Source organism: Bdellovibrio sp. NC01 (genome assembly GCF_006874625.1).
Lineage (GTDB): Bacteria > Bdellovibrionota > Bdellovibrionia > Bdellovibrionales > Bdellovibrionaceae > Bdellovibrio.
Map to the genome: position 1 here is coordinate 3131731 of NZ_CP030034.1, position 26179 is coordinate 3157909.

Here is a 26179-nt window from a genome sequence, read left to right on the forward strand (position 1 = left end):
CACCCCTGTTGTTAAATTATTAATTAGTGTTGGCCTGGCTCTGTTGGAGCCGAACCACCAGTTAAATCACCACCCTCGATCACTTCTTCACCAAGATCTTCATCTTGGTCACGAAGGATGTCGGACTCCATCAACTCAACGTTCAATGCAAGAGACTGAAGCTCTTTCACCAATACGTTGAACGATTCAGGAAGACCCGGCTCAAGGATGTTTTCACCTTTCACGATGCTTTCGTACATGCGTGTTCTACCTGCTACGTCATCTGACTTAACAGTTAGGAACTCTTGCAATGAGTAAGCAGCACCGTATGCCTCGATCGCCCAAACTTCCATCTCCCCTAGACGCTGACCACCGAATTGAGCTTTACCGCCCAATGGTTGTTGCGACACCAGAGAGTAAGGTCCGATAGAACGAGCATGGATCTTCTCTTCCACTAGATGGTGAAGTTTCAACATGTACATGATGCCCACTGTAACTGGGTTCGTGAACGGTTCACCTGTACGGCCGTCGAATAGGATCGACTTACCAGACGTTGGAACTTGTGCTTTATCAAGCAAGCCCTTCACGTCAGATTCACGAGCACCGTCGAATACTGGAGTACCCACGTGGATACCGTTCTTCATACGTGTCACCATTGATTTCAATGAAGCCTCATCTGCGCCATCAAGTTTCGCGCTGATATCAGAATCATTGAAGATGTCTTTCATTTCCTTACGAGCATTTTCTGCGTTCCACTTTTGCAAGTGTTCGCCAAGTTGTTTACCCAAGTTATGAGCAGCCCAACCCAAATGCACCTCAAGGATCTGACCGATATTCATACGAGAAGGAACGCCCAGTGGGTTTAGAACCATGTCAACTGGAGTACCGTCCGCAAGATATGGCATATCTTCAAGTGGCAATACTTTAGAAACGACACCTTTATTACCGTGGCGGCCCGCGAATTTATCGCCGACTTGCATTTTACGTTTAATAGCAACGTAAACTTTAACCATTTTGATTACGCCAGGAGGCAATTCGTCACCTTTGCGCAAGCGATCGATCTTCTCATTGAAGACCAATTTAACTGCGTCAAGTTGGTTACGAGCGTTGTCGATAATTTTATTAACTTGGAACTCAAGATCTTGTTCAAGAGGGATATAGTTCAACAATTCGAATGGAATTGTTTCGATATCCGCGATCGTGATGTTTTGACCTTTGTTCAATAGCTTTTGAGAACCGTCTTCATTCAACAACACGCCAGTAGTTACTTTACCTACCAAGATGTCGCGAAGTTTAGAGATCGCGTTATTTTTGATAACGTTTTGCTCAACAGCCAAGTCTTTTTCAAGCTTACGTTTTTTCTCTTCGATGATTGAAGCCAAACGTTCGTCACGGTCAGCACCTTCACGAGAGTAAACTTGAGCGTCGATAACTGTACCGTAAACGCCAGATGGAGCGCGAAGTGATGTATCACGTACGTCACCAGCTTTTTCACCGAAGATAGCTCTCAAAAGTTTTTCTTCAGGAGAAAGTTGCGTTTCACCTTTTGGAGTTACTTTACCAACCAAGATGAAGCCAGGGCGAACTTCCGCACCGATGCGGATGATACCAGAGCTGTCCAGGTCTTTAAGTGCTTCTTCACCAACGTTTGCGATATCGCGAGTGATCTCTTCTTTACCCAATTTCGTGTCACGCGCTACGCACTCGAATTCTTCGATGTGGATAGATGTGTAAACGTCATCTTTCAATAGACGTTCAGAAATCAAGATAGAGTCCTCAAAGTTGTAACCTTGCCAAGGAGTGAACGCTACTAGGATGTTTTGACCTAGAGCCAACTCACCAAGCTCAGTTGAAGGACCGTCGGCAACGATGTCGCCTTTCGATACTTTATCACCAACTGTTACGATTGGTTTTTGATTGAAGCATGTGTTTTGGTTCGTACGTTGGTACTTAGTCAAATTGTAGATGTCTACGTTCGCACCAAGTTCGCCACCTTTTGCAAAACGGCGGATAACGATACGAGATGCATCGACTTCTTCAACGATACCATCGTTTTGAACAACGACAGATGTACCAGAGTCACGAGCAACCAAACGCTCTACGCCTGTACCAACAAGTGGTGCGCGAGAACGCAACAATGGAACCGCTTGACGTTGCATGTTCGATCCCATCAAGGCACGGTTGGCGTCATCGTGCTCTAGGAATGGAATCAATGAAGCAGCGATAGAAACCAATTGCGATGGAGAAACGTCCATCAAAGCAACTTTATCTTTATCCACGATTTCATACTCACCATCACGACGAGTGATAGTAGTAGCCGTTTGGATAGATTTGTTTCCAGCTTCGTCACGAGCCGCAGGAGCGATGTGGTGACCAGCTTCTTCCAATGCTGACAAGTAGTTGATGTCTTTCGAAACTTGACCTTGCTCAACTTTACGATACGGCGTCTCGATGAAACCGTAGTTGTTGATACGAGCGTAAGTCGCAAGAGAGGCGATCAAACCGATGTTTGGACCCTCTGGAGTTTCGATTGGGCAGATACGACCGTAGTGCGTAGGATGTACGTCACGTACTTCGAAACCTGCACGGTCACGAGTCAAACCACCAGGGCCAAGAGCTGACAAACGACGTTTGTGAGTGATCTCAGACAATGGATTTGTTTGGTCCATGAATTGTGACAATTGAGAAGAACCGAAGAATTCTTTAACAACTGCGTTCACAGGTTTAGCGTTCACTAGATCGTGAGGCATCATTGTCTCAACATCTTGAAGAGACATACGTTCACGAATCGCGCGCTCCATACGAACCAAACCGATGCGGTATTGGTTTTCAAGCAACTCACCTACTGAACGAACACGACGGTTACCCAAGTGATCGATATCGTCGATAACACCGCGACCATTTTTCAAGTCGATCAGAGTTTTGATAGTGCTCAAGATATCTTTATGAGTCAGTGTTCTGTGTGAAGGTGGGCACTCTTCCATAGAGATGCCGAATCTGTGATTGATCTTGATACGACCAACTTCAGACAAATCGTAAGTTTCTGGATCGAAGAACAAACGACCGAAGAATGTCGTAGCAGCTTCCAAAGTTGGAGGCTCACCAGGACGAAGGCGTTTGTAGATCTCAACAAGTGATTCGTCTTTGTTAGAAACTTTATCAACCAACAATGTGTTGCGAAGGTAAGGTCCAACAGTCAAACCGTCGAAGAAGATCATGAAGAAACGATCGATACCAGCTTCGATAGCACGGCGGATGATTGCAGAATTCAACTCAGCATTCGCATCAGCGATGATCTCACCAGTTGATTCGTCGATAAGTGGTTTCGCCAAAACTTTACCATCAAGGTCGTTTGGTTCAACTTCAAGCTCTGTGATGTTAAGATCTTTAATTTTCTTAACGATCGCACGAGTGATACGACGACCTGCTTTTACAAGAGGCTCGCCACCTTTTGGATCAAGGATATCAGTCAATGCTCTTTGACCTGACATACGCTCGATATCAAGCTTACGGTAAAGCTTTCCGCCTTTTACGTAAACTTCATCAAGGTCGTAGAAGTATTCAAGCAATTGTTCTGCGTTGTAACCCAATGCTTTCAACAAGATTGTCACTGGGAATTTACGACGGCGATCGATACGAACGTGGATCAAATCTTTTTGATCGAATTCAGCATCCAACCAAGAACCACGGTAAGGAATCACACGTGCAGAGTAAATCAATTTACCAGAAGCATTGTTCTTACCACCATCGTGGTCGAAGAATACACCTGGAGAACGATGCAACTGAGATACAACAACGCGCTCAGTACCGTTGATGATGAAAGAACCATTCGCAGTCATCAATGGGATTTCGCCCAAGTAAACTTCTTGTTCTTTCACGTCGCGGATTGAACGTGCTTCTGTTTCTTCATCAACATCAAATACGATCAAACGAAGAGTTACTTTGATCGGAGCAGCGAAAGTCATACCACGTTGACGGCACTCGTCTACGTCGTATTTTGCTGGCTCAAGTGTGTAGCTCACGAACTCAAGACTTGCAGTGTTGTTGAAGTCTGTGATCGGGAACACAGATTTGAAAACGCCATTGAGACCAGCATCGCCACGACGATCTGGATCCATATCTTTTTGAATGAAAGCTTCGTAAGAAGACTTCTGCAATTCAATCAAGTTAGGAATATCAATGACTTGCTTATTTTTCGCGAAAGACTTTCTAACTCGAATGTTAGAAGCCGTAACTGGAGTTTTTTCCAATGTACTCTCCGTAATAAGAAAATCGAAACTTCACTTCGGGGGGAAGTATTCAAGACCCACATTAAATAAAAGGCAAGCATCTCAAATTACTCTAAGTTTTGAAGAAAGCAAGTGATTATAATACTTTTGGGCCTTGTCGGGGTGCTTCTTTCAAAGCTCATTTTCAGAGGAAAAAGGCCAAACTTTTGACCACAATCCCCATGAAATCCCTTCACCAATCCCCTACTCCCTCCAAAGCAACTTCCGAGAGAAACCAAAATCCAAAAAAATTTAAAAAAACGGGCAAGGAAAACGACCCCAAAAAGACAAAAAAAGAAATCAAGAGACCACCCACCTAAAAAGATGAGCACAAAACAAAGCGCGTCAAGTCGATGTAATCACTAATATTTCAAATAACAGCAAAAAAATCAGAAGAAAAAAGAATTTTAAAAGGAGAACTCAGAAAAAATATTTAAAAAAGTTTTTGGAACACTTTTTAGAAAAATAAAACCCAACGCCCAAAAAATATTTCCCAAAAAATTTCGAAGAAATTTAAGAAAAAATCCCGTAAGCCCACCAAAGCAAGTGACAAAAAAGAAACACCCTCAAATACGGCCAACAAAAAACCAACCACTCAGGCACATCAAAGTAGCTGTCCAACAATGAACTTCACAAAAAAAGCGCAAAACACAGCATTTTATATTCTGGGGATCAATAGCAATGAGCTTGGGGATGGGGGCTGGGATTTGCATTTTCAGACCTCCGGCCCCGCAGGATGCGGTACCCAAGGCCGGCGAGCGCCGGAAGCGCGCGTCTGAAAATGCAAAGCACAGACACCAGCCCCAAGCGGTCGTCGCAATTTCAACAACCCCAGAAAAGCAAAAAGCCCCATGTTCCCACGAGGCTTTCGGCAAAAAATCATTCTCAGAGAGAAAACTACTTAACAGTAACTTTCGCGCCTGCAGCTTCAAGAGCTTTTTTGATTTTTTCAGCGTCTTCTTTAGTAGCGCCTTCTTTAACTGCTTTGTTACCAGCTTCAACAAGAGCTTTAGCTTCAGCAAGACCCAAACCAGTCAAACCACGTACTTCTTTGATTACGTTGATTTTGTTCGCGCCAGCATCAACCAAGATAACGTCGAATGCAGTTTTTTCTTCAACAGCAGCAGCAGGACCCGCGCCAGCAGCAGCTACAGGAGCAGCAGCAGAAACGCCCCATTTTTCTTCAAGCATTTTAACAAGTTCAGCGATTTCAAGAACTGTTTTCGCAGACAATGCGTCAACTAGTTGATCGTTTGTAAGAGACATTTTAATCCTCCAGGGATTTAAAAAATTATTTAAAAATTCAATTCAGCAACAACGTTCCGAACAACCGGAACTTCAAGCTCATTAAGCTTGTGGTGCTTCTTCGGTAGCAACTGCGCCACCATTCATTTTCTCTGCGTATGCGTTCAAGCAACGAGCAAGTGCTGATCCAGCACCAAGCAACGTACCCAAGAACATAGCGCGAAGTTGGTCTTTGCCAGGAAGAGTCGCCAAGAATTTAATTTTAGCGTCGTCCAAAGCTTCACCATCCATAACACCAGTTTTGATTTGAAGGATTTCAACATCCTTAGCAAAATCAGCAAGTGCTTTGGCAGTCGCGTTCACTTCACCGTAAGAGAATACGATGGCGTTAGTACCCTTCATTGAAGTCGAAAATGCTTTTTCAATAGCTGGGTGATCTTTGAACGCTCTTTTTGCAAGAGTATTGCGTACTACTTTCATCTCTGAATCAGCAGTATTCAAAGATTTGCGAAGTCTTGTAACTTGCTCAACTTTGATACCTTTGAAGTCAACGATGAAAGCTCCTTTAGCTTTACCGAATTTCTCAGTGATAAGCTTAATCTCTTGCTCTTTATCTGCGCGAGTGATCATAAATGAGCCTCCTTTCGTTAGAATTCTACTTCCTTTAACAGAAGCAGTCTGTGCGAGTCAGGTATGGTTTGGAGGCATTTTTTGGAAGACCGAAGCGATTGCTTCAATCATTTACGAAAAACCTTTTAGCCTTATCTCGGCAGGCCCTACTATTTCTCATCTCCGGTTAAGTGGATTTGATTTTTCGAAGGATTAAATCTCGTGAGAGAAACCTACTGTCTCTGATCGCTTAAAAACTTACTCGGCCATAGTTACCTACGGCCGAGATTTAAATCAAATAAATTCGTACGGACTACGTTGTAGCCGCGCCAGCTGCAGCTGCTGCCGCATTTGGCTCGATCTTAACGCCAGGACCCATAGTAGATGCCACAGCGATAGAACGAAGGTAGATACCTTTTGAAGATGCTGGTTTCGCTTTAACGATCGCGCTCAAAAGAGTCATGAAGTTTTCACGAAGTTTAGCATCGCCCATAGATTTCTTACCGATACCAGCGTGTACGATACCCGCTTTATCAACGCGGAAATCCAACTTACCTTTTTTCTCGGCAGTTACGGCTTCAGCAACGTTCATAGTTACTGTACCGATTTTTGGATTTGGCATCAAACCACGAGGTCCCAAGATCTTAGCAACTTTAGAAACAGTCGCCATCATATCTGGAGTCGCGATACATTTATCGAAATCTAACCAACCACCTTGGATTTTTGCTACTAGGTCGTCAGCGCCAACAAAGTCAGCACCCGCGTTTTTCGCTTCAGTCTCTTTCGGACCTTTTGCGAAAACAACGACTTTAACAGATTTACCAAGACCGTGAGGCAATGGAATCGCGCCACGTACTTGTTGATCAGATTGCTTAGGGTCAATACCCAAACGCAATGCTACGTCGATAGATTCATCAAATTTAGCTGGAGCTGTCTCAACAACTAGTTTGAATGCTTCATCAACAGTGTATTTTTTTGCAGAATCAACCTTCTTAGAGGCTGCTGCGAACTTTTTACCTGCCATTTTTCAATTCTCCTAGTCAGCTAGCTCGATGCCCATGCTCTTAGCTGTACCCGCAACTTGTGACATTGCTGATTCAACTTTCAAGCAGTTCAAATCAGGCAACTTCGTTGTAGCGATAGTTTTGATTTGATCTTGTTTAATTTTTCCAACTTTGTCTTTTTGAGGCATTTTTGAACCTGATTCCAGTTTCAACGCCTTTTTGATCAAAGAAGACACCGGTGGTGTTTTTGTGATGAAAGTAAACGATCTGTCCTGATAAACAGTGATGATGATAGGGATGATGCTATCACCCAACGCTTGTGTACGAGCGTTGAACTGCTTACAGAATTCCATGATGTTTACCCCGTGCTGTCCAAGTGCCGGTCCAACGGGTGGAGCTGGATTAGCTTTCCCTGCCGGTATTTGCAGCTTGATCATTCCTGTAACTTTTTTTGCCATGACCCACTCCTGCAAGAGGTGTTAGTTAAATTCCTAAGTCCGCCCTATGCGGCTTTGGATTAAATTACTGTTTTTCTACCTGAATGTAGTCCAACTCAACTGGAGTTGGTCTACCGAAGATGCTCACAAGAACTTTAAGCTTCGCTTTGTCCTCGTTTACTTCTTCTACAGTTCCTTGGAAGTTGCTGAATGGACCGTCTACAACAGTCACATTCTCACCTACAGAGAACTTCACGCGTGGTTTTGGTTTTTCTGCAACGCCAGCCATTTGCTGAGTTACACGAAGAACTTCCGCCTCTGGAACTTCCGGAGGACGAGTTTTAGTACCGCCTACGAAGCCCGTCACCTTAGACGAATTTCGTACCAAATGCCAAGTCTCATCATTCAAAAACATCTGAACGAAGATATAACCCGGGAAAAATTTACGCGATTTAGTCTGTTTTTGGCCTTTTACGAGTTCCACTACGCTTTCCGCAGGGATCAAGATTTCGCCAAAGAACTCTTCCATCTTAGAAGTTTTGATTTTTTCTTCGATGGCTTTTTTTGCCGTGTTTTCACAGCTCGTTTGAACGTTAACGATGTACCATTTTTTTTCCATGGTCCGTTCCTTACTTCATTAGAATATTGATAAAGAAGCCCGAGAATAGATCGAACGTGCTGATGATCACACTAGAGATAAGAACCATCACAACACATACGATAGTCATCGCAGTTGTGTCTTTACGTGAAGGCCATACTACTTTACGGATTTCGTTTACAACTTCGTCGCCCCAAGCACGAACGCGTGGGTTGAATTGCAAAGCTGCGAATACTGCAAAACCCAAAGCTACTGGAAGACCGTGTCTTACCAAGTCTGAGTCTGCTGCTCTTGCAACAACGCCGAATGCGCCAGCAAAAGCTTTAATAAGAAGAGAAGTGGTCAAACCTACAAGGGCACCAGCTGCAGCGAAACTCAGAGTCAAAACCTTAGCATTCGTTTTTTCCATGTATCTCATTCCTTGATGTAAACCTACTCTGAATGAATCAGAGAGAAGCAAATTGGCAGGGGCGGAGGGATTCGAACCCACGACCTAACGATTTGGAGTCGTTCGCTCTACCACTGGAGCTACACCCCTGCACGATCTTTGTTGATGACAAACGACTCGTACGAATCACTTCTCATCAACATCCAAAAATATAGTTTTGGAGACTGCCAAGAAACACCGAGGGGGACCCTTTTGTCAAGGAGTCCCCCGGGTGATTTTAACTTAGCCTATGCTGCGTTAAAAATCCTACTCAAGGATTTCTACAACTACGCCGGCGCCTACTGTACGGCCACCTTCGCGGATTGCGAAACGCAATTCTTTTTCCATAGCGATTGGAGCGATCAACTCAACTGCCAATTCAACACGGTCACCAGGCATAACCATTTCAGTTCCAGCTTTCAAAGTACAAACGCCAGTTACGTCAGTTGTACGGAAGTAGAATTGAGGACGGTAACCATTGAAGAATGGAGTATGACGACCACCTTCTTCTTTAGTAAGGATGTAAGCCTCAGCTTTGAATTTTTTGTGAGGTTTAACTGAACCTGGTTTAGCCAAAACTTGACCACGTTCAACTTCTTCTTTTTTAGTACCACGAAGAAGAACACCGCAGTTATCGCCAGCTTGACCTTCATCAAGAAGTTTACGGAACATCTCGATACCAGTTACTGTAGTTTTTTGAGTTGGACGGATACCGATGATTTCGATCTCGTCACCAACTTTAACGATACCACGCTCTACACGGCCAGTAACAACTGTACCACGACCAGAGATAGAGAATACGTCCTCTACTGGCATCAAGAAAGTTTTGTCAGTTGCACGAACTGGTTCTGGGATATAAGCGTCGCAAGCGTCCATCAATTTCATGATAGCTGGGCGACCGATTTCAGAAGTATCACCTTCCAAAGCTTTCAAAGCAGAACCTTTTACTACTGGGATTTCATCGCCAGGGAATTCGTACTTAGAAAGAAGTTCGCGAACTTCAAGCTCAACAAGCTCAAGAAGTTCTTTATCGTCAACCATGTCTACTTTGTTCATGAAAACAACTAGAGCAGGTACACCTACTTGACGAGCAAGAAGGATATGCTCACGAGTTTGTGGCATAGGACCGTCAGCTGAAGATACAACTAGGATAGCGCCGTCCATTTGAGCAGCACCAGTGATCATGTTTTTTACGTAGTCGGCATGGCCTGGGCAGTCAACGTGAGCGTAGTGACGTTTGTCAGTTTCGTACTCAACGTGAGTTGTAGAGATAGTGATACCACGTTCTCTCTCTTCAGGAGACTTATCGATTTGATCGTAAGACATCGCCTGAGCTTTACCAGCTGCTGCAAGAGTAGTAGTGATAGCAGCAGTCAAAGTTGTTTTACCATGGTCAACGTGACCGATTGTGCCGATATTTACGTGCGGCTTCGAGCGGTTAAATTTCTCTTTAGACATTATTCCTCCTGCAGAGAATCTATTAATTACTTAAGCAAACTCAAAAACAATTAAAAAATCTAAAACTAGCAACAAGTGGAGCCCTAAATTGGAGCGGGAGACGGGTCTCGAACCCGCAACCCTCTGCTTGGAAGGCAGATACTCTAGCCAATTGAGCTACTCCCGCCCATCAGACATCATCGTTGCAAATTTCCCAGAGAAAACATTCAGAAAAAAATGGTGGGCAGGGAAGGATTCGAACCTTCGTAGACGTAAGCCAACGGATTTACAGTCCGTCCCCTTTAGCCACTCGGGCACCTACCCATTTTTCTTTTAAATGCTTACTCAGAGAAATTTGGAGCTGGTTATGGGACTCGAACCCGCAACCTGCTGATTACAAATCAGCTGCTCTACCAATTGAGCTAAACCAGCTTACCTGAGATAACCGAAACGTTATATTGGAAAAAATCTACATTCGTCAAAGATAATTATTCGTCAGACTGTGATTTTTTACGATTGCCGCGCGGCGCGTGCTGTCTCAATGTTTCGGTAAGAGCCATTGCGGTGGCTACCGATGCATTATAAGACGCCGATGCACTCGACTGCGGAATGAAAACTAATTCATCACACAATCTTTCTGTTGTCACTCTTAAACCTTTATCTTCTGCACCGATTGCCCAAACAACCTTTTCAGGAAGGTCTAATTCGAAAATTGATCGCGTTCCGCGAGGACTCAAACCGAAAATCCAATAACCTAAATTTTTCAATTCTTCCGCATGCTTACTGAAGTTTGTTGTCGCTTCAACAGGCACATGTTCAACACCGCCACACGCAACTTTATGCACTGTGGGAGTTAGACCCACCGCGCGGTCTTCGGGAATTAAAACACCATGTGCACCCGTCAACCATGATGTTCGAACGATCGCACCCAGGTTGTGCGGATCTTCGATACCATCCAACATGAGCACTACTGATTTATCGTGTTTCGCGAAATTCTTTGCATCAAATTCAGGCGCTCCATCGACAAAAACAGCCGCCCCTTGATGAGACGATCCAAATTTATCAATTACAGACTCTTGTCGAGTATCGATCTTCACACCCTGTCTGCGTGCAAGCGCTTCAAGCTCTTTCAAATCAGCAGAATTTTCCCAGCCATTTTTCAACCACATGCCCTTCACTTTCTTAGGGCGAATAAGCAATGCTTCGCGAATCGCGTGATTGCCAACGACAATACGCCACTCTCGAGGAATTTGATTTTCCGAGCGAGGAGCATGCTGCTGCTGAGGGCGACCGCCCTGCTGGGGACGACCACCTTGTTGTGGACGAGAGTTTTTTTGTGGAGGACGGGAATTATTTCTCTTCATATACTGCCATTACGAATTCTGTTGCTGCTTCTTTTATATTTTTTGCCTCTAAAATCGGGCGACCGATCACTAAAGCAGAAGCACCTAGGTTTAAAGCCTCTTTAGGACCCATGATACGTTTTTGATCGCCAGAAGCGTGCATATTATTGCGAATTCCCGGCGTGACAAGGTAGAGGCCGCGATTTTGTAAAAGGTCTAACTCGTGAGGCGAACAAACGATGCTTGAAAGCCCCGATTCTTGAACCAAAGTTGCAAGATCACTCACATGCTGAGCGATCGGCTGCGGTTTCAAATTGCTCGGCAAAGAGTTTTGATCCCACGAAGTTAGAATCGTCACGGCAAGGATTTTAAAAGGGCGAATTTGATTCAGCTCTTTTTCAACTTCCGCCATTTTTTTCAAGGCTTCTGAACCGCTTAGCGCATGAACTGTTACCAGAGAGGCGCCCGCATCAAAGCTTGCTCTGACTGCGGCTTCCATTGTCGAAGGAATATCGAAGTGTTTATTGTCGAGGAAGATGGGACCACGTTGCGCGATCTCTTTCACGAACTCCATGCCGTAGCGTAGACACAAACGGGGCCCGAGTTTAAAGCCCCCTACGATATCTGAAAGCTGATCCGCGATTTGAAGTGCTTGCTCTTTCGTATCAACGTCAAGGGCAAGAATGATAGGATTGTTCATCGGGCGGGCTTTCACGTTTCTATTCATAGAAAACTCCTTCCCGGCAATCCTATCTTACGTCACTTAAGAGTTGAAGTGAATTTCACCGTGGCCTTTTTCGATGTGTCCCAATCTCCAACATTTTTCCCCGATATTTTGCAGGGCGCGCTGCATGTTTTCTGCCTGATTTTTCTTCACCAGTAATACCAAACCCACACCCATATTAAAGGTGCGATACAACTCTTCTTGCGGAAGACTCGCGCGATCGGCAATAACACGGAAAACTTCGGGAAGTTCTGACAGCTTTGGCCATGCATTGATTTGATAATCGAATTTTTCACTTATGCGCGGGATATTGTGAATTCCTCCACCCGTGATATGCGCCATTGCTAAAATCGCCTGCGGAAAACTTTCCTTGAGTGACTTCACTAGATTTACGTAGATCCTGGTTGGCGTAAGAAGATCTTTTTTAATAGCTAATTCACCTTCCTTAACAAGCTTTCGAACAAGCGAATATCCGTTTGAATGAAACCCGCTCGATGCGATCCCCAATAGAACATCGCCTTCTTGCATATTTTCTTCTTTGTACATGTCCTGAGGGTTCAGATCGCCAACGCTGAAACCTGCAAGATCGTATTCATCTTGTTGGTACATGCCTGGCATCTCTGCCGTTTCACCGCCGATCAAGGCCATGCCCGATTGTTTGCAGCCATCCACCATACCCGCGATGAGTTCTTCGCTGACTTGCGTATTCAGTTTTCCGAAGGCCATATAATCCAGGAAAAATAATGGTTTTGCGCCCACACACAAAAGGTCGTTCACACACATCGCAACCAAATCGATACCGACACCGTAGTGTTGATTCATCTCTTGCGCGAGTTTCAGTTTCGTTCCCACGCCATCCGTGCACGAGGCCAGCATACGATCTTCAGCAAGCTTATAGAGGGCCGCGAAGCCACCAATCCCCTGCACTACATTTTGGTTATGTGTCGATGGCACAAGCATTTTGATTTTTTCAACGAAAGCATCCGCTTTCACGATATCGACACCCGCTTTTGCGTAATCAATAACTTCAGACATATATTTCGTCCTTTAGTGTAAGAAATGACGACGACCTGTAAACATCATCGCGATACCTTGTTTGTCTGCTTCTGCAATCACTTCTTGATCTTTGATCGAGCCACCTGGTTGCACGATGTATTTCACACCGACTTTCGCTGCGATTTCGATCGAGTCTGCGAAGGGAAAGAATGCATCGGATGCCAGCACCATTTGGGAGGCATCTTTAATGCCCTTATCTTGCAAACGCGGGATCACCAGTTTTTCAATGCAATCGACACGATTTGTTTGACCAGATCCTAGTGTGACCATTTCAAACTCGCTGCCATTCTGTGCGCAGACGGCAATGGCGTTGCTCTTTAAGTTTTTCACACACAAGAACGCAAATGCTGCGAGCTTTTGTTTTTCCTGCGGGAATGATGTGTGCGTCACCGTTTTAAAATCTGCCGTCGAGAACGTATCTTTTTGCTGCAGTAAAGCGCCGCCTTCCAGGCTGCGAATTTGCCATGCGTTTTCTTTCTTAAGATCTAATTCAACCAAACGGCAATTTTTCTTAAGCATCATCTGGGCTGCGGGAGAAAAACCAGGTGCTTGAATCACTTCAACGAATTTATCCTGGAAGAAGACCGCGATTTCCTCAGTGACTGGGAAACTCAGGGCGAGAACTCCTCCAAAAGAGCTTTTTTCGTCGCCCTTCCATGCCATTTGCAACGCACGCAGTGGAGTTTCAGCGATCGCCATTCCACAAGGTGTATTATGTTTTACAACGACAACCGATGGATGAGTGTAATCCCCTTGCCACGCCCACATATCTTTCAATGCTTGTGCCGCAAAGTCAGCATCCAGGAAGTTATTGTAAGACATTTCTTTGCCTTGCAGAGATTCCTTGTGTGCTAAGCCTTCAGTGAAAGGGTCTTGCAATAAGACGGCGCTTTGATGTGGATTTTCTCCGTATCTTAATTGCTTACCACTTGCTTGCGTCAAATAACCGGCAATCGCCATGTCATAGAATGCTGTCATTGTGAAAACTTTGGCTGCACACATTTGGCGGAACGGCAAAGTCGTCGCACCGTTGTTTTCGTTAAATTCTTTCATGAAAGCGCCATATTGCTCGGGACTCGAAAGAACTGTCACGGCAGCGTGGTTTTTTGCCGCTGCACGAAGCATTGTCGGACCACCGATATCAATGTTTTCAACACACTCTGCAAACGGAGCTTGTTTTTTTAAGGTCTCGTGGAAGGGATAAAGATTTACCACGACAAGATCAATCGCTTCGATATTAAGATCTTTCGCAGTCTGCAAATCATTGCTGTCGTCACGTCGGAACAGAAGTGCTGAAGAGATTTCAAAGCTTAAGGTTTTCATGCGTCCTTGAAATGCTTCGGGATTACCGCTGACTTTTTCAACCGGAGTCACTGTAAAACCCGCTTGCTCCAGAGATTTTGCAGTTCCTCCGCTAGCAATCAATTCAACGTGATGTTTGGTCAATGCGTGGGCGAGTTCAATCAGACCCGTTTTGTCAGAGACACTTAAAAGAGCTCTTTTAATCGTCATGAGTGTTGTCCTTTCAAATATTTCACAGCAGATTTAAAAAATTCGAGCCCGTAAGCAGTTCCTTCGAAAGGAAGATGCCAGTCGTAAACCGCCGCCTCGGGGTGAGGCATCAGTGCGAAAACCAAACCGGAGGGATCACAAACGCCAGCGATCCGATCGACCGCGCCGTTAAAGTTTTCTTTGTAGCGCAGAACGACCTGATTATTATTGTGAAGGCCCATAAGAACTTCTTCACTTTGACAAATGAAGCGGCCTTCACCGTGACGTGCTGGCAGGACAAATTCATTCGGCAGATATTGAGTCCACACACAAGGGCTTTGCGCATTTCTTTCGAGTGTCACCCACTTATTTTCAAAATGACCTTGTTCGTTTTTAATCAGCGAACACGTTTTTTGAAAGTTCGCATCAGGCAAAAGACCTAAGCGAATCAAAGCTTGAAAGCCGTTACAGATACCTAGAACTGGAAACTTCTTTACAAAAGCTTGCAGTTCTTTTTTCACGAAGCGTTCTAGCTTTAATGATAAAACTTGTCCGCTTCCTAAATGGTCTCCGAATGAAAAACCGCCGGGGATCACCATGGCCTGAAAGTTTTCAAGCATCGTGGGATTGGCAGTCAGTTCATTGATGTGAACTTTCTGTGCTTTGCCGCCAGCAAGCTCTACAGCTTTGGCCGTTTCATTTTCACAGTTAATTCCGTCGCCCCAAAGAACAAGAAAATTAGGAGTGATAGACATTTAAAACTCCTTCTGACCAAAGTTGACGAAGTGTCTGTAAATCCGCTTCGTGTGATTCGCTATTGAATGACCATTTCAATTTAGTATCTGCCGTCACCACGCCGAGTGAAGTCGCCGCAGAACCAAAATGCTGTAAAAATGACTGTTCGTTTTCGTCTTTCACAGAGACTACAAACAAAGAGCCCATCTCGGACCACAGCTCGTTCCATGTGAAAGAGTTCAGATTCACGGCGGCTGCGAGCTCATTTCCGAAGCACGCTTCACTTATTGCCGACATCAGACCACCCTCTGAAATGTCATGGCATGATTCAAGGAGGTTTAGCTGCGTTGCTTGAAAGATCTGACGATACAGTTGAGAGTTTGCTTTCAGGTCTGGATATTCTGGTGCAATCTCGCTCGTTTTAAATTCTTGTGCGAAGACCGAAGCAATTAAGCTTTTCGTCGTTTTTCCAAGCAAATAAATTTTGTCGCCGGCATTTTTGAAAAAGCCCGTGACAGCTTGGCGTGTGTCAGGGACTTGGGCAATTCCGGTCACCAATAACGTTGGTGGAACCGAGATCTTCACTGTATGACCTGATTTTGTTTTACCAATGAAATCATTCTTCATACTGTCTTTGCCACTGACAAGAGGTGCGCGATACGCAACAGCCGCATCATAAAGCCCCGCACAGGCACGAACAAGTTGCGCCATCTTATGTTCTGCATCTGGATTTGATTGCTTCGGCGTAGGATCTGGCCAGCAGAAGTTGTCCACCAGTGCGATTTTATCGGGATTCGCTCCCGCTGAAACAAGATTGCGAATCGTTTCATCCACTGCTTTTTGCGCCATCAAATAAGTGTCGTGATAGGAAAGTTGCGGGCACAGGCCATTCGCAACGGCCAGACCGTTGTTGTCCTGGCCTCCGTGCATGGCTAAATCTAAAATACCCGCGTTGTTAGCGCCTTGTTGAGTTTTACCACCGTATGGTTTCATACGCGTCGCCGCTTGAACTTCGTGATCGTAATAACGCACCAAAGGTTCGCGTGAAGCCACGTTCGGAGAGCTTAAAACTGTTTTCAAAACTTCTGCGATATTCGCGGAAGTAGGAGCCATCTCTTTTTTTGCATGTTCGCGATGATATTCTTGATACGCTTTAGGTCCGGCAAAATGCGCTTTTAATTTCATGCGCTCAAGACCTTCATGCAAGAAGTGCAGATCTAACAATGCCAATGGTTGTTCATTGTGGTGAATTTCAAATTTGCCCGAGGAGTTAAATTCACCTAGGCAAGTCGCTTCCACACCCATGTGTTGAGCCAATGCCATGAAAGCTTGTAGATTCTGGGGAATAACTGCGAAGGACATGCGTTCTTGCGATTCGCTGACTAGCATTTCCCAAAATTCTAAGCCCTGGTACTTCACAGGATGTTTTGCCAAGTCCATGCGCGCGCCGCCTGACATTTGCGCCATTTCGCCGATGGAAGAACTGATTCCGCCAGCGCCATTGTCGGTGATGGCTTTAATAAGCCCCTTATCGCGAGCGATCATTGTAAAATCCAACAAACGTTTTTGCGTGATGCTGTCACCGATTTGCACAACGTTTGAAGCAATATGATCGTTAAGTTCTAAAGAGCTAAATGTTGCTCCATGCACGCCGTCTTTTCCTAAACGCCCACCGGCTACAACAATCAAGTCCCCTGCATCGATGGTTTTTAGCTCACTGTTTTGCCCCTGTACTTTTTTAGGCATCACTCCGACTGAACCAACAAAAATCAACGGCTTGGCTGCGAATTCGCTAGCAAATTGGAAAGCGCCGTTGATTGTTGGAATACCACTTTGATTGCCACCCTCTTCGACTCCTTGATGGACACCGCGGAAGATGAAGCTTGGGTCTTTTAAAAGTTCAGGGCGTTTGCCGTCATCAGTCTTTGGGAAAAGATCTTTTTGCGACAAACAAAAGACATCCATATTTGCGACCGGTTTTGCACCCAATCCACAACCCAGGATGTCGCGATTCACACCAAGAATGCCAGTGATGGCTCCCCCGAAGGGGTCAAGGGCTGATGGACTGTTGTGAGTTTCAACTTTTACACAGACATTGATGTTTTCATCAAAATCAACAATGCCTGCATTGTCTTTAAAAACAGAAACCAAATATCCGCAGTCTTGTAGCGACTTTGTTGCCGCCTGAATATATGACTTATAAAGACTTGTGATTTTCTTCGTACCTAATTGCGGAAAATCGCCAGCTTCTTCAGAGTATTCCACCTCGGCCGCGAAAATTTTATGTTTACAGTGCTCACTCCATGTTTGCGCCAAGCACTCAAGCTCCACTTCGGTGATTTTTCCACTCCAACCCAAGGCTGCACGTTGCGCTGTCTGTTCTGGTGTAGAGAAATGACGAATGATGGTGTCAATTTCTTGATGGCTGAGTGCCAAACCTTTTTCGGTATTTAATTTTTCTAAAATCGCAAATTCAAGAGAGAATAATTTTAAATCTGGCGCTTGCTGTTGTGGTAAAGCCCAATAGCTGTGAAAACCTGCGAAGTGATTTTGTTTCGCAAGTTCTGTTCCAGTATGAACTTCGACCTTGTTTAATAAAGGATTCGCTAACGTTTTAAAAAGAGTTTTGTGAATTTGCTCTTGCGACAGATCACCACGCAATTCGATCTGCCATCCGCTATGCACTTCGATGTCAAAGTTTTGCCATGGAAGTGCGGAAACTTTTGACGACGACAATTCTTCTGATACGAGCATCAATGCTTCAGTCGCAGAACGGGCCCAGTTATCTGTAACCCCCGACAGAAAGCGAACCTCGGCATAAATGCGGTCATCTTGAAACCTAGGAAAGCCTTCGACGAGGTCTTCACTGATCGGATCACAAAAAACGCGGTTCAAGTATTTATGGACCGTGTGCGTTTGAAAGGCCTGCGGAGTTTTTTCCAGCAACCAGAACACTCGTGATAAACGAAGTTCTTGAATGTCAGCGTGTTCAGCAAATGCTTTACGAAGATTATCTTCGGCACTGGTATCGATGTGACTACGAACGAGAACTCTTTGGCTTAACACTCGACAGTCTCCTTATAAGATAAAGTCGGGATTTTTCCAGTAACAACGTTTTCTAGGAATTGCCCGTAAAGGCGATGCTCTACAGAATGCATTTTCATTTTAAAGTCAGAAAAGCTTTCAAACTTTTGAAGTGCCACTTGCTCTTGCATGATGATCTTTCCTGTATCCATGCCTTCATCAACGAAATGCACAGTGATACCTGAATGAGGCACTTGATCAGCGAAGGCACGCTCCATCGCTTGTGATCCCGGATAAGCCGGCAATAGTGAAGGATGAATATTCACGATTTGCGTAGCCCCCTGATGATGCGACTGCAGTGTTTGTAAAAACGAGGCCGAGATCAGACGCATATAGCCCGCCAGAAAGATCCAATCGATGCGATGTCTGTGAACCAGTTTTAGAACTTCCTCTTCGTGGGTTGCGCGATCAGAAGTCTTTTCCACGAGGTAAGTTTTAACTCCCAAACGCAGCGCTTTTTCTAAGACTCCGACGTCCCTTTTATCAGAGAACACAAATTCGATTTCGCAGCCTAAGTCCTTCATCTTTTTCATAAGGGACTCTGCATTTGAACCGGTTCCTGAAGCGAAAACTGCGATGCGTGGATATTTCACAGGGCAATGTCCTCTCTGAAATAGCGACCTGAGAATTCTACTTTACGAATCATTTGGTAGGCGACTTCACGGGCTTGTGCGCGATTGTCAGCTAAAGCGGTGATACCCAGAACACGACCGCCGCTATTAATAAGCGATTCGTTTTTCTTAGCAACACCCGCGAAATAGATTTGCGCGTTTTCCAACATTTCTTCTGGGACCTTAATGGGGTGGCCTAATTGCATTTCTGATTGCGGATAACCACCGCTGACCGCGACAACATGAACCGATTCTTGTGGCAGGAACTCAACTTTTTGGTTTTTCAAGCGCCCCTGAACTGCCTTCACAGCCAGATCCAAGAAATCGCTTTCAATTCGTGGTAAGAGCGCTTGTGTTTCAGGATCGCCCATGCGCACGTTATATTCCAAAACGTAAAGTCCTTCTGCCGTCAGCATTAGACCCGCAAATAAAAATCCTACGAATGGAGTGTCGTTACGCTTCAACGCTTTCAACGTCTTACGAAAGATTTCTGAAATCTCTTTTTCATCTGCTTCAGATATAAAATCGCAAGGGCTGTAGGCACCCATGCCGCCGGTATTGGCGCTAAAAGGATTTGCCGTGATGCGCTTGTAATCGCAAGCCGTGCCTAACATCACGAAGTCTTCTCCGTCACACAATGCAAATGCAGAAAGTTCTTTGCCGATAAGGCATTCTTCAAAAAGTAATGGAAAGCCATAAGCCGATGACAAACTCTGTGCTTCCGGGAAAGCCCGTTCCGCACTTTCACAAACTGCGACACCTTTTCCTTGAGCCAGACCGTCGGCTTTAATAACCAAGGGCTTAGAGAAATTATGTTTCACAATCAAACTCTGCGCTGACTCAAGATCTTTTGCGATTTCAAATGCGGCGGTCTTCACTTGCGCAGAAGACAAAATCTTTTTGCAAAAAACTTTAGATGATTCAAGTTGGGCAGCCTCTGGAATCGGAGCCAAACACGAAATGCCCGCATTTTCCAAAGTCTGTTTTAAATCCGAAAGGATGGCTCCTTCTGGCCCAAGCACAACAAGATCGACAAGTTCACTTTTACAGAAAGACAAAACATCGAAGGTCTTTTCAACAGCAACACATTCAAATCCCGACTGCTGCATTCCGGGATTGCCTGGCGCCACCCAAATCTTTTCAAGCTGGCGTGATTCAGAAATTTTCTGCGCAAGCGCGTGTTCGCGCCCGCCTTTGCCTATAACAAGGACTCGCATTCTTTTCTCCAGTGTTTAAGATTTGCCTCTTGTTCAAAAGGCAATGCTTGTGAAGTCGCGCGCGCAACTTCGTTAGCCAATGCTTTGTAAAGCAATGAAGCGACAGAAATTTGTCTTTCCGTTAGCGCTTGTGGAGTTTGTTGCAATTCATTGATGCAGATTTCTTTCCAATTATTTGTACCGCGTTCTTTAGCAAGCTCCTTGGCTTTAGAAACAGCTTCATACCAGGCAGATCCAGCGTAAACCTGGCGAAGGAACTCTTTTGAAAGTGGTGCTCCTTCATACGTCAGACGCAATTCATCGGGACCGATTGAATCCACCAAGAAGATTTCGCGCTTGCCATTCTGGTCTTTACCAAAGGCGTATTCGAATTTCCCGTCCCACAACTTCACGCCGAAGGAAGCAAAAAGATTTTGTAAGTGCTCTGCCACTTGATGAGTTTTCGCATACACGTCTTGAAGCTCTTCAGCGCGGATGACTTCCATCGCCGCAATTTCTTTACGAGTTAAATAGCGATCCGTGCTTTCAAGTTTTGTAGAGCATTCAACTAATGGAGGCATAAAGCTTTGGGTTGAATCGGGAATGGCGCTTAAGCCCAGCTCTGACAAATAGGCTGGATTCTTTTTCAAGCGCGATTCCAATGAATTGCCTTTGCCCAAGTGGATACGGAAAATCACTTCCAAAGGTACTAAGCAATTTGTTGGTTCATCCGCGTACATTGAATAATCGTAAACGCCATTTTCCCAATGCGGGCGAAGCACCGACACTTCGTTTACTAAAATGGAATCATTCGCTGCCTTTTTAAGGTAATGCGATTGAATTCCTTGCTTGCCCAAATATTCGAAAAACAGTGCTGCCATCGCTGCTAACGCTTGGCCTTTTTGTGGAATTTCATTGGGCATTTCTCCCCAATCAAAGACGGAATAACGATTACTGTACTTAAATAGCAAGTTTTCATCTTGCTTGTAGATGTCCTTGACCGAACCACGATAAAGAGGAGTCATTAGTTCATCTCCTTCATTTTTTTAAGTTGTAATAGGAAGTTTGTAGAGTTGTTGACTCCCACCCACATGCCACCGCCTTGTGCTTCACTGAAAAACTGCGCTGCCATGACCGGGTTTTGCAGTTTTTCTTTTTCACAGACATAAAGACAAAGTCCACGCCCCTGTGGCTTTTCACCAGCAAGAACGATTTCGCCTTGGCATTCAGGGTGAGAAGGTTCAATCCACTCAACCGGCAAGCCTGATTTTTCGCGCAGTTCTTGTAATGTGCGCGCCAGCACTTCATTTTCGCTGCGATACGGATTCCATGAAATTTTCAACGTGCCTTTATCGAATTTATTGGCACGTTTTAGATAAGCACCGATTTGCTCGATCTGATTTTCCATCACACCTGCAACGGGAATATCTTTAGGCATTTGTGCAATCGACAAGAACGCATCCATACCAGCAAACGCACCATTCACAGCTACACCAAAAACCGGCTTCTTAGTTAAAGATGCCACGACACCCGGTAAGTGAGCCGCTAGGCCTGCACCTGTCACAAAAACATCGGCATCAGAAGTCGTCACAAGTTCACGTACACGTTCTGGATTTCGATGCGCTGATGCGACCTCCATCTTCACTTCGCCAAGACTTTCTAAAGAGCGACAAAGAGGACCATAAACACGCTCATCACTTTGACTGCCGAAAATAACTTGAATCTTCATACGTTCACCTCATTCTTTCCACCGCCACCAATGTTGCGGTTTCTGACGTCTAAAAATGCTTCTTTTGCGACTGGCACTGGATAGTCTCCGTCCAGGCAAGCCGTGCAAAGCGTTTGCAAACCAATTGCTTCTTTTAATCTTTCTAAAGGTAAATAGATCAAGGCATCGACACCCAATAAGTGCGCGACTTGGTCTTCAGTTTTTTGATAGGCAACAAGCGATTCTCCTTCTGGAAAATCAATGCCATAAAAACAGGGATGGCGAATCGGTGGACACGTGCTAGCCAAATAAACTTTCGCAGCACCCGATTCGCGCAATAATTGAATGATACGCGCAGAGGTTGTTCCGCGCACAATGCTGTCATCTACTAGTAAAATATTTTTGCCGCGAATTTCGCTTTCAACCGGCAAAAGTTTTAGGTTCACCATCGCTTTACGAACTTCAGGCTCATTAACGATGAAACTTCTTTGCACATAACGGTTTTTAATAAGAACTTCGCGGTAAGGCTTTTCTAAAACTTCAGCCAATCGTAAAGCGGCTGCACGTGATGTATCTGGAACCGGTGCAACCACATCAATTTGAATTTTATCTTTGTGCATCTTTTTAATCGCCTCTGCCGCTAAGATTTCACCTAAGCGCAAACGCACTTCATAGACCGGACGACCGTGCCATTCTGTTTCAGCCCCTGCGAAATAAATCCATTCAAACATACAAGGACGAGCAGTTTTTTCTGCTAATGAATAAGAGTGAATATTTTGATCACGATCGACAAAGACGAATTCACCAGGGCGGACGTCTCGCCAATAATCGTAGCCTAAGCCAAAGAAGACCTGCTTTTCAGAGGCAAAACAGTACGAATATTTTCCGTCTTTATATTGTCGACCGATCAGTAAGGGTCTGATGCCTTGAGAATCACAGAAAGCGAACATCCCTTGATCCGCCATCATGCCGACAATGCTATAAGCACCTTTGACTTGCTCAACCACTTGGCGTGCCGCTTTCGCAAGGACTTCGGCGTTTAATTCCAAACCTTTTTCTAACTGATCGGAAACACCGATCGACATCATATGCAGTAGAATCTCTAAATCGTTGCGCGTGAAAGTCCAGCGGCTGCGACGACGGCGAACGTATTCAACTATTTCTGAATAATTAGTGACGTTGCCGTTGTGAACCATGCCCAAGCCATTTGGATAACTCAATACCAGGGGTTGAAGGTCTTCCTTTTCGACGGTGCCGATCGTTGAATAGCGCGTGTGTCCCAACGCCATGCTGCCTTTTAAACGGCCCAAACGATCTAAGGGGAAGACTTGTGAAACCAAGCCTAAATCTTTTTCGAGCTGAAATTCGCCTTTTGTAAAATCAAAACTCAAAATGCCTGCGGCGTCTTGACCACGGTGTTGAAGCGCGAACAGAGCGGGGTATAGTTTCTCGCCAGCTTTGTCTTCTCCGATCAGTCCGACAACTCCACACATTTCTAGACCCCTTTAGAAAATAAAAAAGGCGTCTTTTGGACGCCTTCATTGAATTGATATTTAATTTTAGAGATTGAATTTACAGATACAGATACGGATTTTTGGAGACACGAGTGGTGGGAAAGCACACTGCTGGTTACACGCAGGGCTCCGTCACGGGAATTCTCTTCTCCCGGAGGTCCTCCACGACTTCTGCCGGAAGGCTTCTTCGACTTGTAGAACTTATAAGTTCCTTGCGGTCTACCCATCATCAAATTTCCTTGGAATGCGCTATACGCTATCGATTGTGATAAAGTTTCGTCAACGGCCCTAACACAAACCTGACAATTCGACGCTCCTTGTTGTTTGGATTTCTTTGACCCGTTGTTAGCAACCTCTATTATCCGCGCATGCTTATCCTTTTCCTTATCCTTAAATATTGGTCTCCGGTTGAAGCTTCTCCAAATAATCACCATCATTACATGGGACTTCCGGATATTGAGGCAAGTTCAACGGCCTACCCGGCTGAGTTGCGTTCACAAAATAATCTTGTCGCAGAACCACCCCAAGCTTGGCACAACGTTTTGAAAGTGGGCCCAAGAAATTTAGAATGGCTGAATCTGTTGAATGCTGATCGCAAGCCTGAAGATAAAATTCAATTGTCTACTCCTGGTTCTTCTAAAGGTATTCCGATGGAAGATCCGTTTCGTTACAACGATCCGTTGTTGAACGAACGTTGGGTGCAAATCGAAAAGGACATGCCGGCAGCATTGAAAGACGTTTTGCTTGGCACGGCTTCTTTGCCAAAGCAGTTGCCCGTCGATCTTGAAACGTATCGCTTGTGGGCTCGCAAGGTCGATGTTCTTTATTCACACTCTTTGCGCTGGAATGGAATGCGCAAAAATATTCCGTACTTCCGCACGCAAAAGATTTTCGACTTCCGTGGTTTGCGCTTCCTTTCAAATATTGGTGATGACAAATTAAAGGCTGAGCTTTCTGTGTTTTCGACTTTGCCCGCCGATCGTCAAAAGCAGCTTAAAGGCTGGGTGTGGGATGTGTGCTTTAATTCAGCAAAATACGAAACACCCTGTGATTCCGCTGTGAATCGCGCGCTTCGTGATAACTCTTTGTTTGATGTCTTTAAACGCTATCAAACTGATGCCGCAAAGAACTATGAAAAATTCTTTGAAGTCACGGTCCCTCGCAAAGATGTTAAAGCTGTCGGCGGCAATCTTGAAATGCCATTCAAGCCTTCACAAATTGAAGCCATCAATCAGTTCGTTAAAAAGAACGTTGAAGACGAATGGAAATGGCCAACCGGAAAATTGAATCTGAATTTCGATTCTTCGGCGTTAGCTAACATTCGTTTTGTGCCCGGCACAGTTGCGTACGTGGATGAAGTCGGTGGCAATCAAATCACAATGGATTCACAAATTTCACTGGACGCTTGGGATTCGCAATGGACGATTCGTCACGAGTATGGACATGTCCTTGGTTTTCCAGACTGCTACATCGAATTCTGGGATGATACCGAACAAGCTTTTGTGAGCTATCAATTCGACCTAGACAATCTGATGTGCAGCCGTGCTGGCAAATTTAATGAGCGCAATAAAAGCGAATTATTAAAAGCCTATCCTCTGTAAGTATTGCATTTCCGTATTCTAGCTTACGGCTAGTAAGGAATGGTGTGAATGTAATCGAAACTCTACTACTGAAGAGTTCCTTTTTCACCACCATGTGAGGGAAGATAAGGCTCAGGGGGACCCCATGAGCCTGAAAGCAATCACACCAGTTATCATCTGCCTACTGTTGTTCTTTTCAAGCTTCCTGTTTTCTCGCCCAGATAATTCATCTCTGAAAAAAAACGAAACCGTTGCAACAACAGCAACGGCAACGGCTGGAAAATAAAAAGCCCCGGCTTGCAGATTCCGATCAGCGGCCCCCCGTTGGGAACTTGAAAGGCTGTTTCGCCAGGGACATATAAAGACTAATTATAAAATTGCTCCTCTACGATGATCAACGTGTTGTACCCCATCACACGGATGGGATTACCATTTACGTCGCGTGCAACTCGACCATTGTGATTGAACAGCGGCACCATCGCACGTTTTTGGGCTTGGATTTTTTCATAAATGATTTTCGCATTGTCTTTGTGAAGGCGAACGCAGCCTCCAGAGGCACGCCTGCCTAACTCTTTGTAATGATCAGGTGTTGTCGCATGAATGGCGATGCCACCGTTAAAGAAAGCGGCGTACTCCATGTGGGCTTCCCAGGTATTGGAATAGTGATCGCGAATCAATTTGAATGGAGTAAAAGTTCCCGGTGGAGTCACCGTCCAATACCAACGGCCACTCTTCGCTTGTTCATATCTTTCACGCCCTGTGGAAACAAGATAAGTCGCCACGGGATAACCCATTTCATACACAGTCATTGTCTGTGCGCCAGGGCCGTACGCCGATTTATTAACACGAATCACAAGTGCGTATTCGCGGAAAATATTGATACCGTCTTTCAGCGCAATTTCGTCGGGATTGATTGTCGATGCATCTTTTTCAGTGCGAGGAGCCCCGATTTCTTTTGCAAGTTCATCAGGAGTCATCAAATCATCAAGCTGTGGTGTGAAAGCTTGAGCATGTGATGTGGCAACACACAGAAGCAATCCTAAGATAAAATGTCTCATAGAAAACCCCCACAGCACTCTTACCCGTGAGTGTGGAAGTCGCGTGAAGGCTCGTCAAAAGAAATAAAAAAACGG

At 44.9% G+C, this 26179-nt stretch carries 22 protein-coding genes and 4 tRNA genes; 2 read left to right on the plus strand and 24 right to left on the minus strand.

Going from position 1 to position 26179, the window contains the following annotated elements; all coding sequences use genetic code 11:
• Positions 1-23 precede the first annotated feature (23 nt).
• The 23 genes from rpoB to purF all read right to left on the minus strand — a co-directional run bounded on the left by rpoB (position 24) and on the right by purF (position 23445).
• Entirely contained in the window at positions 24-4229 is a 4206-nt protein-coding gene (rpoB, locus tag DOE51_RS14995) for a DNA-directed RNA polymerase subunit beta (protein ID WP_246845109.1), read from the minus strand.
• Positions 4230-5144: 915 nt separating this feature from the next.
• Positions 5145-5513, minus strand: coding sequence for a 50S ribosomal protein L7/L12 (rplL, locus tag DOE51_RS15000; protein ID WP_142697357.1), 369 nt, complete (start codon positions 5511-5513; stop codon positions 5145-5147).
• An 81-nt stretch (positions 5514-5594) separates the two neighbouring features.
• Positions 5595-6122 carry a 50S ribosomal protein L10 gene (gene rplJ, locus DOE51_RS15005; protein ID WP_142697358.1) on the minus strand — a complete coding sequence of 176 codons (528 nt, stop codon included), beginning with the start codon at positions 6120-6122 and terminating at the stop codon, positions 5595-5597.
• Between the two features lie 292 nt (positions 6123-6414).
• A complete protein-coding gene (rplA, locus tag DOE51_RS15010; protein WP_142697359.1) occupies positions 6415-7125 on the minus strand; it encodes a 50S ribosomal protein L1 in 711 nt (236 codons plus the stop codon).
• 12 nt (positions 7126-7137) lie between these two features.
• Entirely contained in the window at positions 7138-7563 is a 426-nt protein-coding gene (rplK, locus tag DOE51_RS15015; RefSeq protein WP_142697360.1) for a 50S ribosomal protein L11, read from the minus strand.
• A gap of 64 nt (positions 7564-7627) precedes the next feature.
• A complete protein-coding gene (gene nusG / locus DOE51_RS15020) occupies positions 7628-8161 on the minus strand; it encodes a transcription termination/antitermination protein NusG (RefSeq protein ID WP_142697361.1) in 534 nt (177 codons plus the stop codon).
• 10 nt (positions 8162-8171) lie between these two features.
• Positions 8172-8549 carry a preprotein translocase subunit SecE gene (gene secE, locus DOE51_RS15025; protein WP_142697362.1) on the minus strand — a complete coding sequence of 126 codons (378 nt, stop codon included), beginning with the start codon at positions 8547-8549 and terminating at the stop codon, positions 8172-8174.
• 53 nt (positions 8550-8602) lie between these two features.
• Positions 8603-8678: transfer RNA gene (locus DOE51_RS15030), tRNA-Trp, on the minus strand.
• Positions 8679-8834: 156 nt separating this feature from the next.
• On the minus strand, positions 8835-10025 hold the full coding sequence (tuf, locus tag DOE51_RS15035) for an elongation factor Tu (protein WP_142697363.1): 1191 nt from the start codon (positions 10023-10025) through the stop codon (positions 8835-8837).
• 89 nt (positions 10026-10114) lie between these two features.
• Positions 10115-10191, minus strand: a tRNA-Gly gene (locus DOE51_RS15040).
• 51 nt (positions 10192-10242) lie between these two features.
• Positions 10243-10328: transfer RNA gene (locus DOE51_RS15045), tRNA-Tyr, on the minus strand.
• A gap of 32 nt (positions 10329-10360) precedes the next feature.
• A tRNA-Thr gene (locus tag DOE51_RS15050) sits at positions 10361-10436 on the minus strand.
• 56 nt (positions 10437-10492) lie between these two features.
• Complete coding sequence (locus tag DOE51_RS15055) at positions 10493-11368, minus strand: RNA methyltransferase (RefSeq protein WP_142697364.1); 876 nt, start codon at positions 11366-11368, stop codon at positions 10493-10495.
• Positions 11355-12074 carry an orotidine-5'-phosphate decarboxylase gene (pyrF, locus tag DOE51_RS15060; protein ID WP_168196468.1) on the minus strand — a complete coding sequence of 240 codons (720 nt, stop codon included), beginning with the start codon at positions 12072-12074 and terminating at the stop codon, positions 11355-11357. Before pyrF ends, DOE51_RS15055 begins: the two co-directional genes overlap by 14 nt.
• 36 nt (positions 12075-12110) lie before the next feature.
• Positions 12111-13106, minus strand: a complete 996-nt coding sequence (gene purM / locus DOE51_RS15065; RefSeq protein WP_142697365.1) for a phosphoribosylformylglycinamidine cyclo-ligase — start codon at positions 13104-13106, stop codon at positions 12111-12113.
• A 12-nt stretch (positions 13107-13118) separates the two neighbouring features.
• Complete coding sequence (gene purH, locus DOE51_RS15070; RefSeq protein ID WP_142697366.1) at positions 13119-14639, minus strand: bifunctional phosphoribosylaminoimidazolecarboxamide formyltransferase/IMP cyclohydrolase; 1521 nt, start codon at positions 14637-14639, stop codon at positions 13119-13121.
• Positions 14636-15373 carry a phosphoribosylformylglycinamidine synthase subunit PurQ gene (locus DOE51_RS15075; RefSeq protein ID WP_142697367.1) on the minus strand — a complete coding sequence of 246 codons (738 nt, stop codon included), beginning with the start codon at positions 15371-15373 and terminating at the stop codon, positions 14636-14638. Before DOE51_RS15075 ends, purH begins: the two co-directional genes overlap by 4 nt.
• Complete coding sequence (locus DOE51_RS15080; protein ID WP_142697368.1) at positions 15357-18419, minus strand: AIR synthase-related protein; 3063 nt, start codon at positions 18417-18419, stop codon at positions 15357-15359. Before DOE51_RS15080 ends, DOE51_RS15075 begins: the two co-directional genes overlap by 17 nt.
• Complete coding sequence (purN, locus tag DOE51_RS15085) at positions 18413-19030, minus strand: phosphoribosylglycinamide formyltransferase (protein ID WP_142697369.1); 618 nt, start codon at positions 19028-19030, stop codon at positions 18413-18415. Before purN ends, DOE51_RS15080 begins: the two co-directional genes overlap by 7 nt.
• Positions 19027-20265, minus strand: a complete 1239-nt coding sequence (gene purD, locus DOE51_RS15090; RefSeq protein ID WP_142697370.1) for a phosphoribosylamine--glycine ligase — start codon at positions 20263-20265, stop codon at positions 19027-19029. The genes purN and purD overlap by 4 nt, the downstream gene beginning before the upstream one ends.
• Positions 20247-21269, minus strand: a complete 1023-nt coding sequence (locus tag DOE51_RS15095; protein ID WP_142697371.1) for a phosphoribosylaminoimidazolesuccinocarboxamide synthase — start codon at positions 21267-21269, stop codon at positions 20247-20249. Before DOE51_RS15095 ends, purD begins: the two co-directional genes overlap by 19 nt.
• Entirely contained in the window at positions 21269-21973 is a 705-nt protein-coding gene (locus tag DOE51_RS15100; RefSeq protein WP_142697372.1) for an AIR carboxylase family protein, read from the minus strand. Before DOE51_RS15100 ends, DOE51_RS15095 begins: the two co-directional genes overlap by 1 nt.
• Entirely contained in the window at positions 21970-23445 is a 1476-nt protein-coding gene (gene purF, locus DOE51_RS15105; RefSeq protein ID WP_142697373.1) for an amidophosphoribosyltransferase, read from the minus strand. Before purF ends, DOE51_RS15100 begins: the two co-directional genes overlap by 4 nt.
• Positions 23446-23834: 389 nt before the next feature.
• On the opposite strand from purF, the gene DOE51_RS15110 reads away from it, so the two are divergent.
• Positions 23835-25067, plus strand: coding sequence for a hypothetical protein (locus DOE51_RS15110; protein WP_142697374.1), 1233 nt, complete (start codon positions 23835-23837; stop codon positions 25065-25067).
• Positions 25068-25191: 124 nt separating this feature from the next.
• Positions 25192-25332 carry a hypothetical protein gene (locus DOE51_RS19215; RefSeq protein ID WP_168196469.1) on the plus strand — a complete coding sequence of 47 codons (141 nt, stop codon included), beginning with the start codon at positions 25192-25194 and terminating at the stop codon, positions 25330-25332.
• A 79-nt stretch (positions 25333-25411) separates the two neighbouring features.
• On the opposite strand, the gene DOE51_RS15115 is transcribed toward DOE51_RS19215, so the two are convergent.
• Positions 25412-26104 (minus strand): L,D-transpeptidase, encoded by a 693-nt coding sequence (locus DOE51_RS15115; RefSeq protein ID WP_142697375.1) that lies wholly within the window; start codon positions 26102-26104, stop codon positions 25412-25414.
• Positions 26105-26179 lie beyond the last annotated feature (75 nt).

Bases quoted from the DNA above. Each gene is read 5' to 3' on its own strand.
- rplK (WP_142697360.1), bottom strand. From the start codon at position 7,563: ATGGCAAAAAAAGTTACAGGAATGATCAAGCTGCAAATACCGGCAGGG.
- pyrF (WP_168196468.1), bottom strand. From the start codon at position 12,074: ATGAATAGAAACGTGAAAGCCCGCCCGATGAACAATCCTATCATTCTT.
- DOE51_RS15055 (WP_142697364.1), bottom strand. From the start codon at position 11,368: ATGAAGAGAAATAATTCCCGTCCTCCACAAAAAAACTCTCGTCCACAA.
- DOE51_RS15115 (WP_142697375.1), bottom strand. From the start codon at position 26,104: ATGAGACATTTTATCTTAGGATTGCTTCTGTGTGTTGCCACATCACAT.
- DOE51_RS15095 (WP_142697371.1), bottom strand. From the start codon at position 21,269: ATGACTCCTCTTTATCGTGGTTCGGTCAAGGACATCTACAAGCAAGAT.
- purD (WP_142697370.1), bottom strand. From the start codon at position 20,265: ATGCGAGTCCTTGTTATAGGCAAAGGCGGGCGCGAACACGCGCTTGCG.
- secE (WP_142697362.1), bottom strand. From the start codon at position 8,549: ATGGAAAAAACGAATGCTAAGGTTTTGACTCTGAGTTTCGCTGCAGCT.
- purF (WP_142697373.1), bottom strand. From the start codon at position 23,445: ATGTGTGGAGTTGTCGGACTGATCGGAGAAGACAAAGCTGGCGAGAAA.
- DOE51_RS19215 (WP_168196469.1), top strand. From the start codon at position 25,192: ATGAGCCTGAAAGCAATCACACCAGTTATCATCTGCCTACTGTTGTTC.
- rplJ (WP_142697358.1), bottom strand. From the start codon at position 6,122: ATGATCACTCGCGCAGATAAAGAGCAAGAGATTAAGCTTATCACTGAG.
- DOE51_RS15110 (WP_142697374.1), top strand. From the start codon at position 23,835: ATGCTTATCCTTTTCCTTATCCTTAAATATTGGTCTCCGGTTGAAGCT.
- nusG (WP_142697361.1), bottom strand. From the start codon at position 8,161: ATGGAAAAAAAATGGTACATCGTTAACGTTCAAACGAGCTGTGAAAAC.
- rplL (WP_142697357.1), bottom strand. From the start codon at position 5,513: ATGTCTCTTACAAACGATCAACTAGTTGACGCATTGTCTGCGAAAACA.
- DOE51_RS15075 (WP_142697367.1), bottom strand. From the start codon at position 15,373: ATGTCTATCACTCCTAATTTTCTTGTTCTTTGGGGCGACGGAATTAAC.
- purH (WP_142697366.1), bottom strand. From the start codon at position 14,639: ATGACGATTAAAAGAGCTCTTTTAAGTGTCTCTGACAAAACGGGTCTG.
- rplA (WP_142697359.1), bottom strand. From the start codon at position 7,125: ATGGCAGGTAAAAAGTTCGCAGCAGCCTCTAAGAAGGTTGATTCTGCA.
- DOE51_RS15100 (WP_142697372.1), bottom strand. From the start codon at position 21,973: ATGAAGATTCAAGTTATTTTCGGCAGTCAAAGTGATGAGCGTGTTTAT.
- purM (WP_142697365.1), bottom strand. From the start codon at position 13,106: ATGTCTGAAGTTATTGATTACGCAAAAGCGGGTGTCGATATCGTGAAA.
- tuf (WP_142697363.1), bottom strand. From the start codon at position 10,025: ATGTCTAAAGAGAAATTTAACCGCTCGAAGCCGCACGTAAATATCGGC.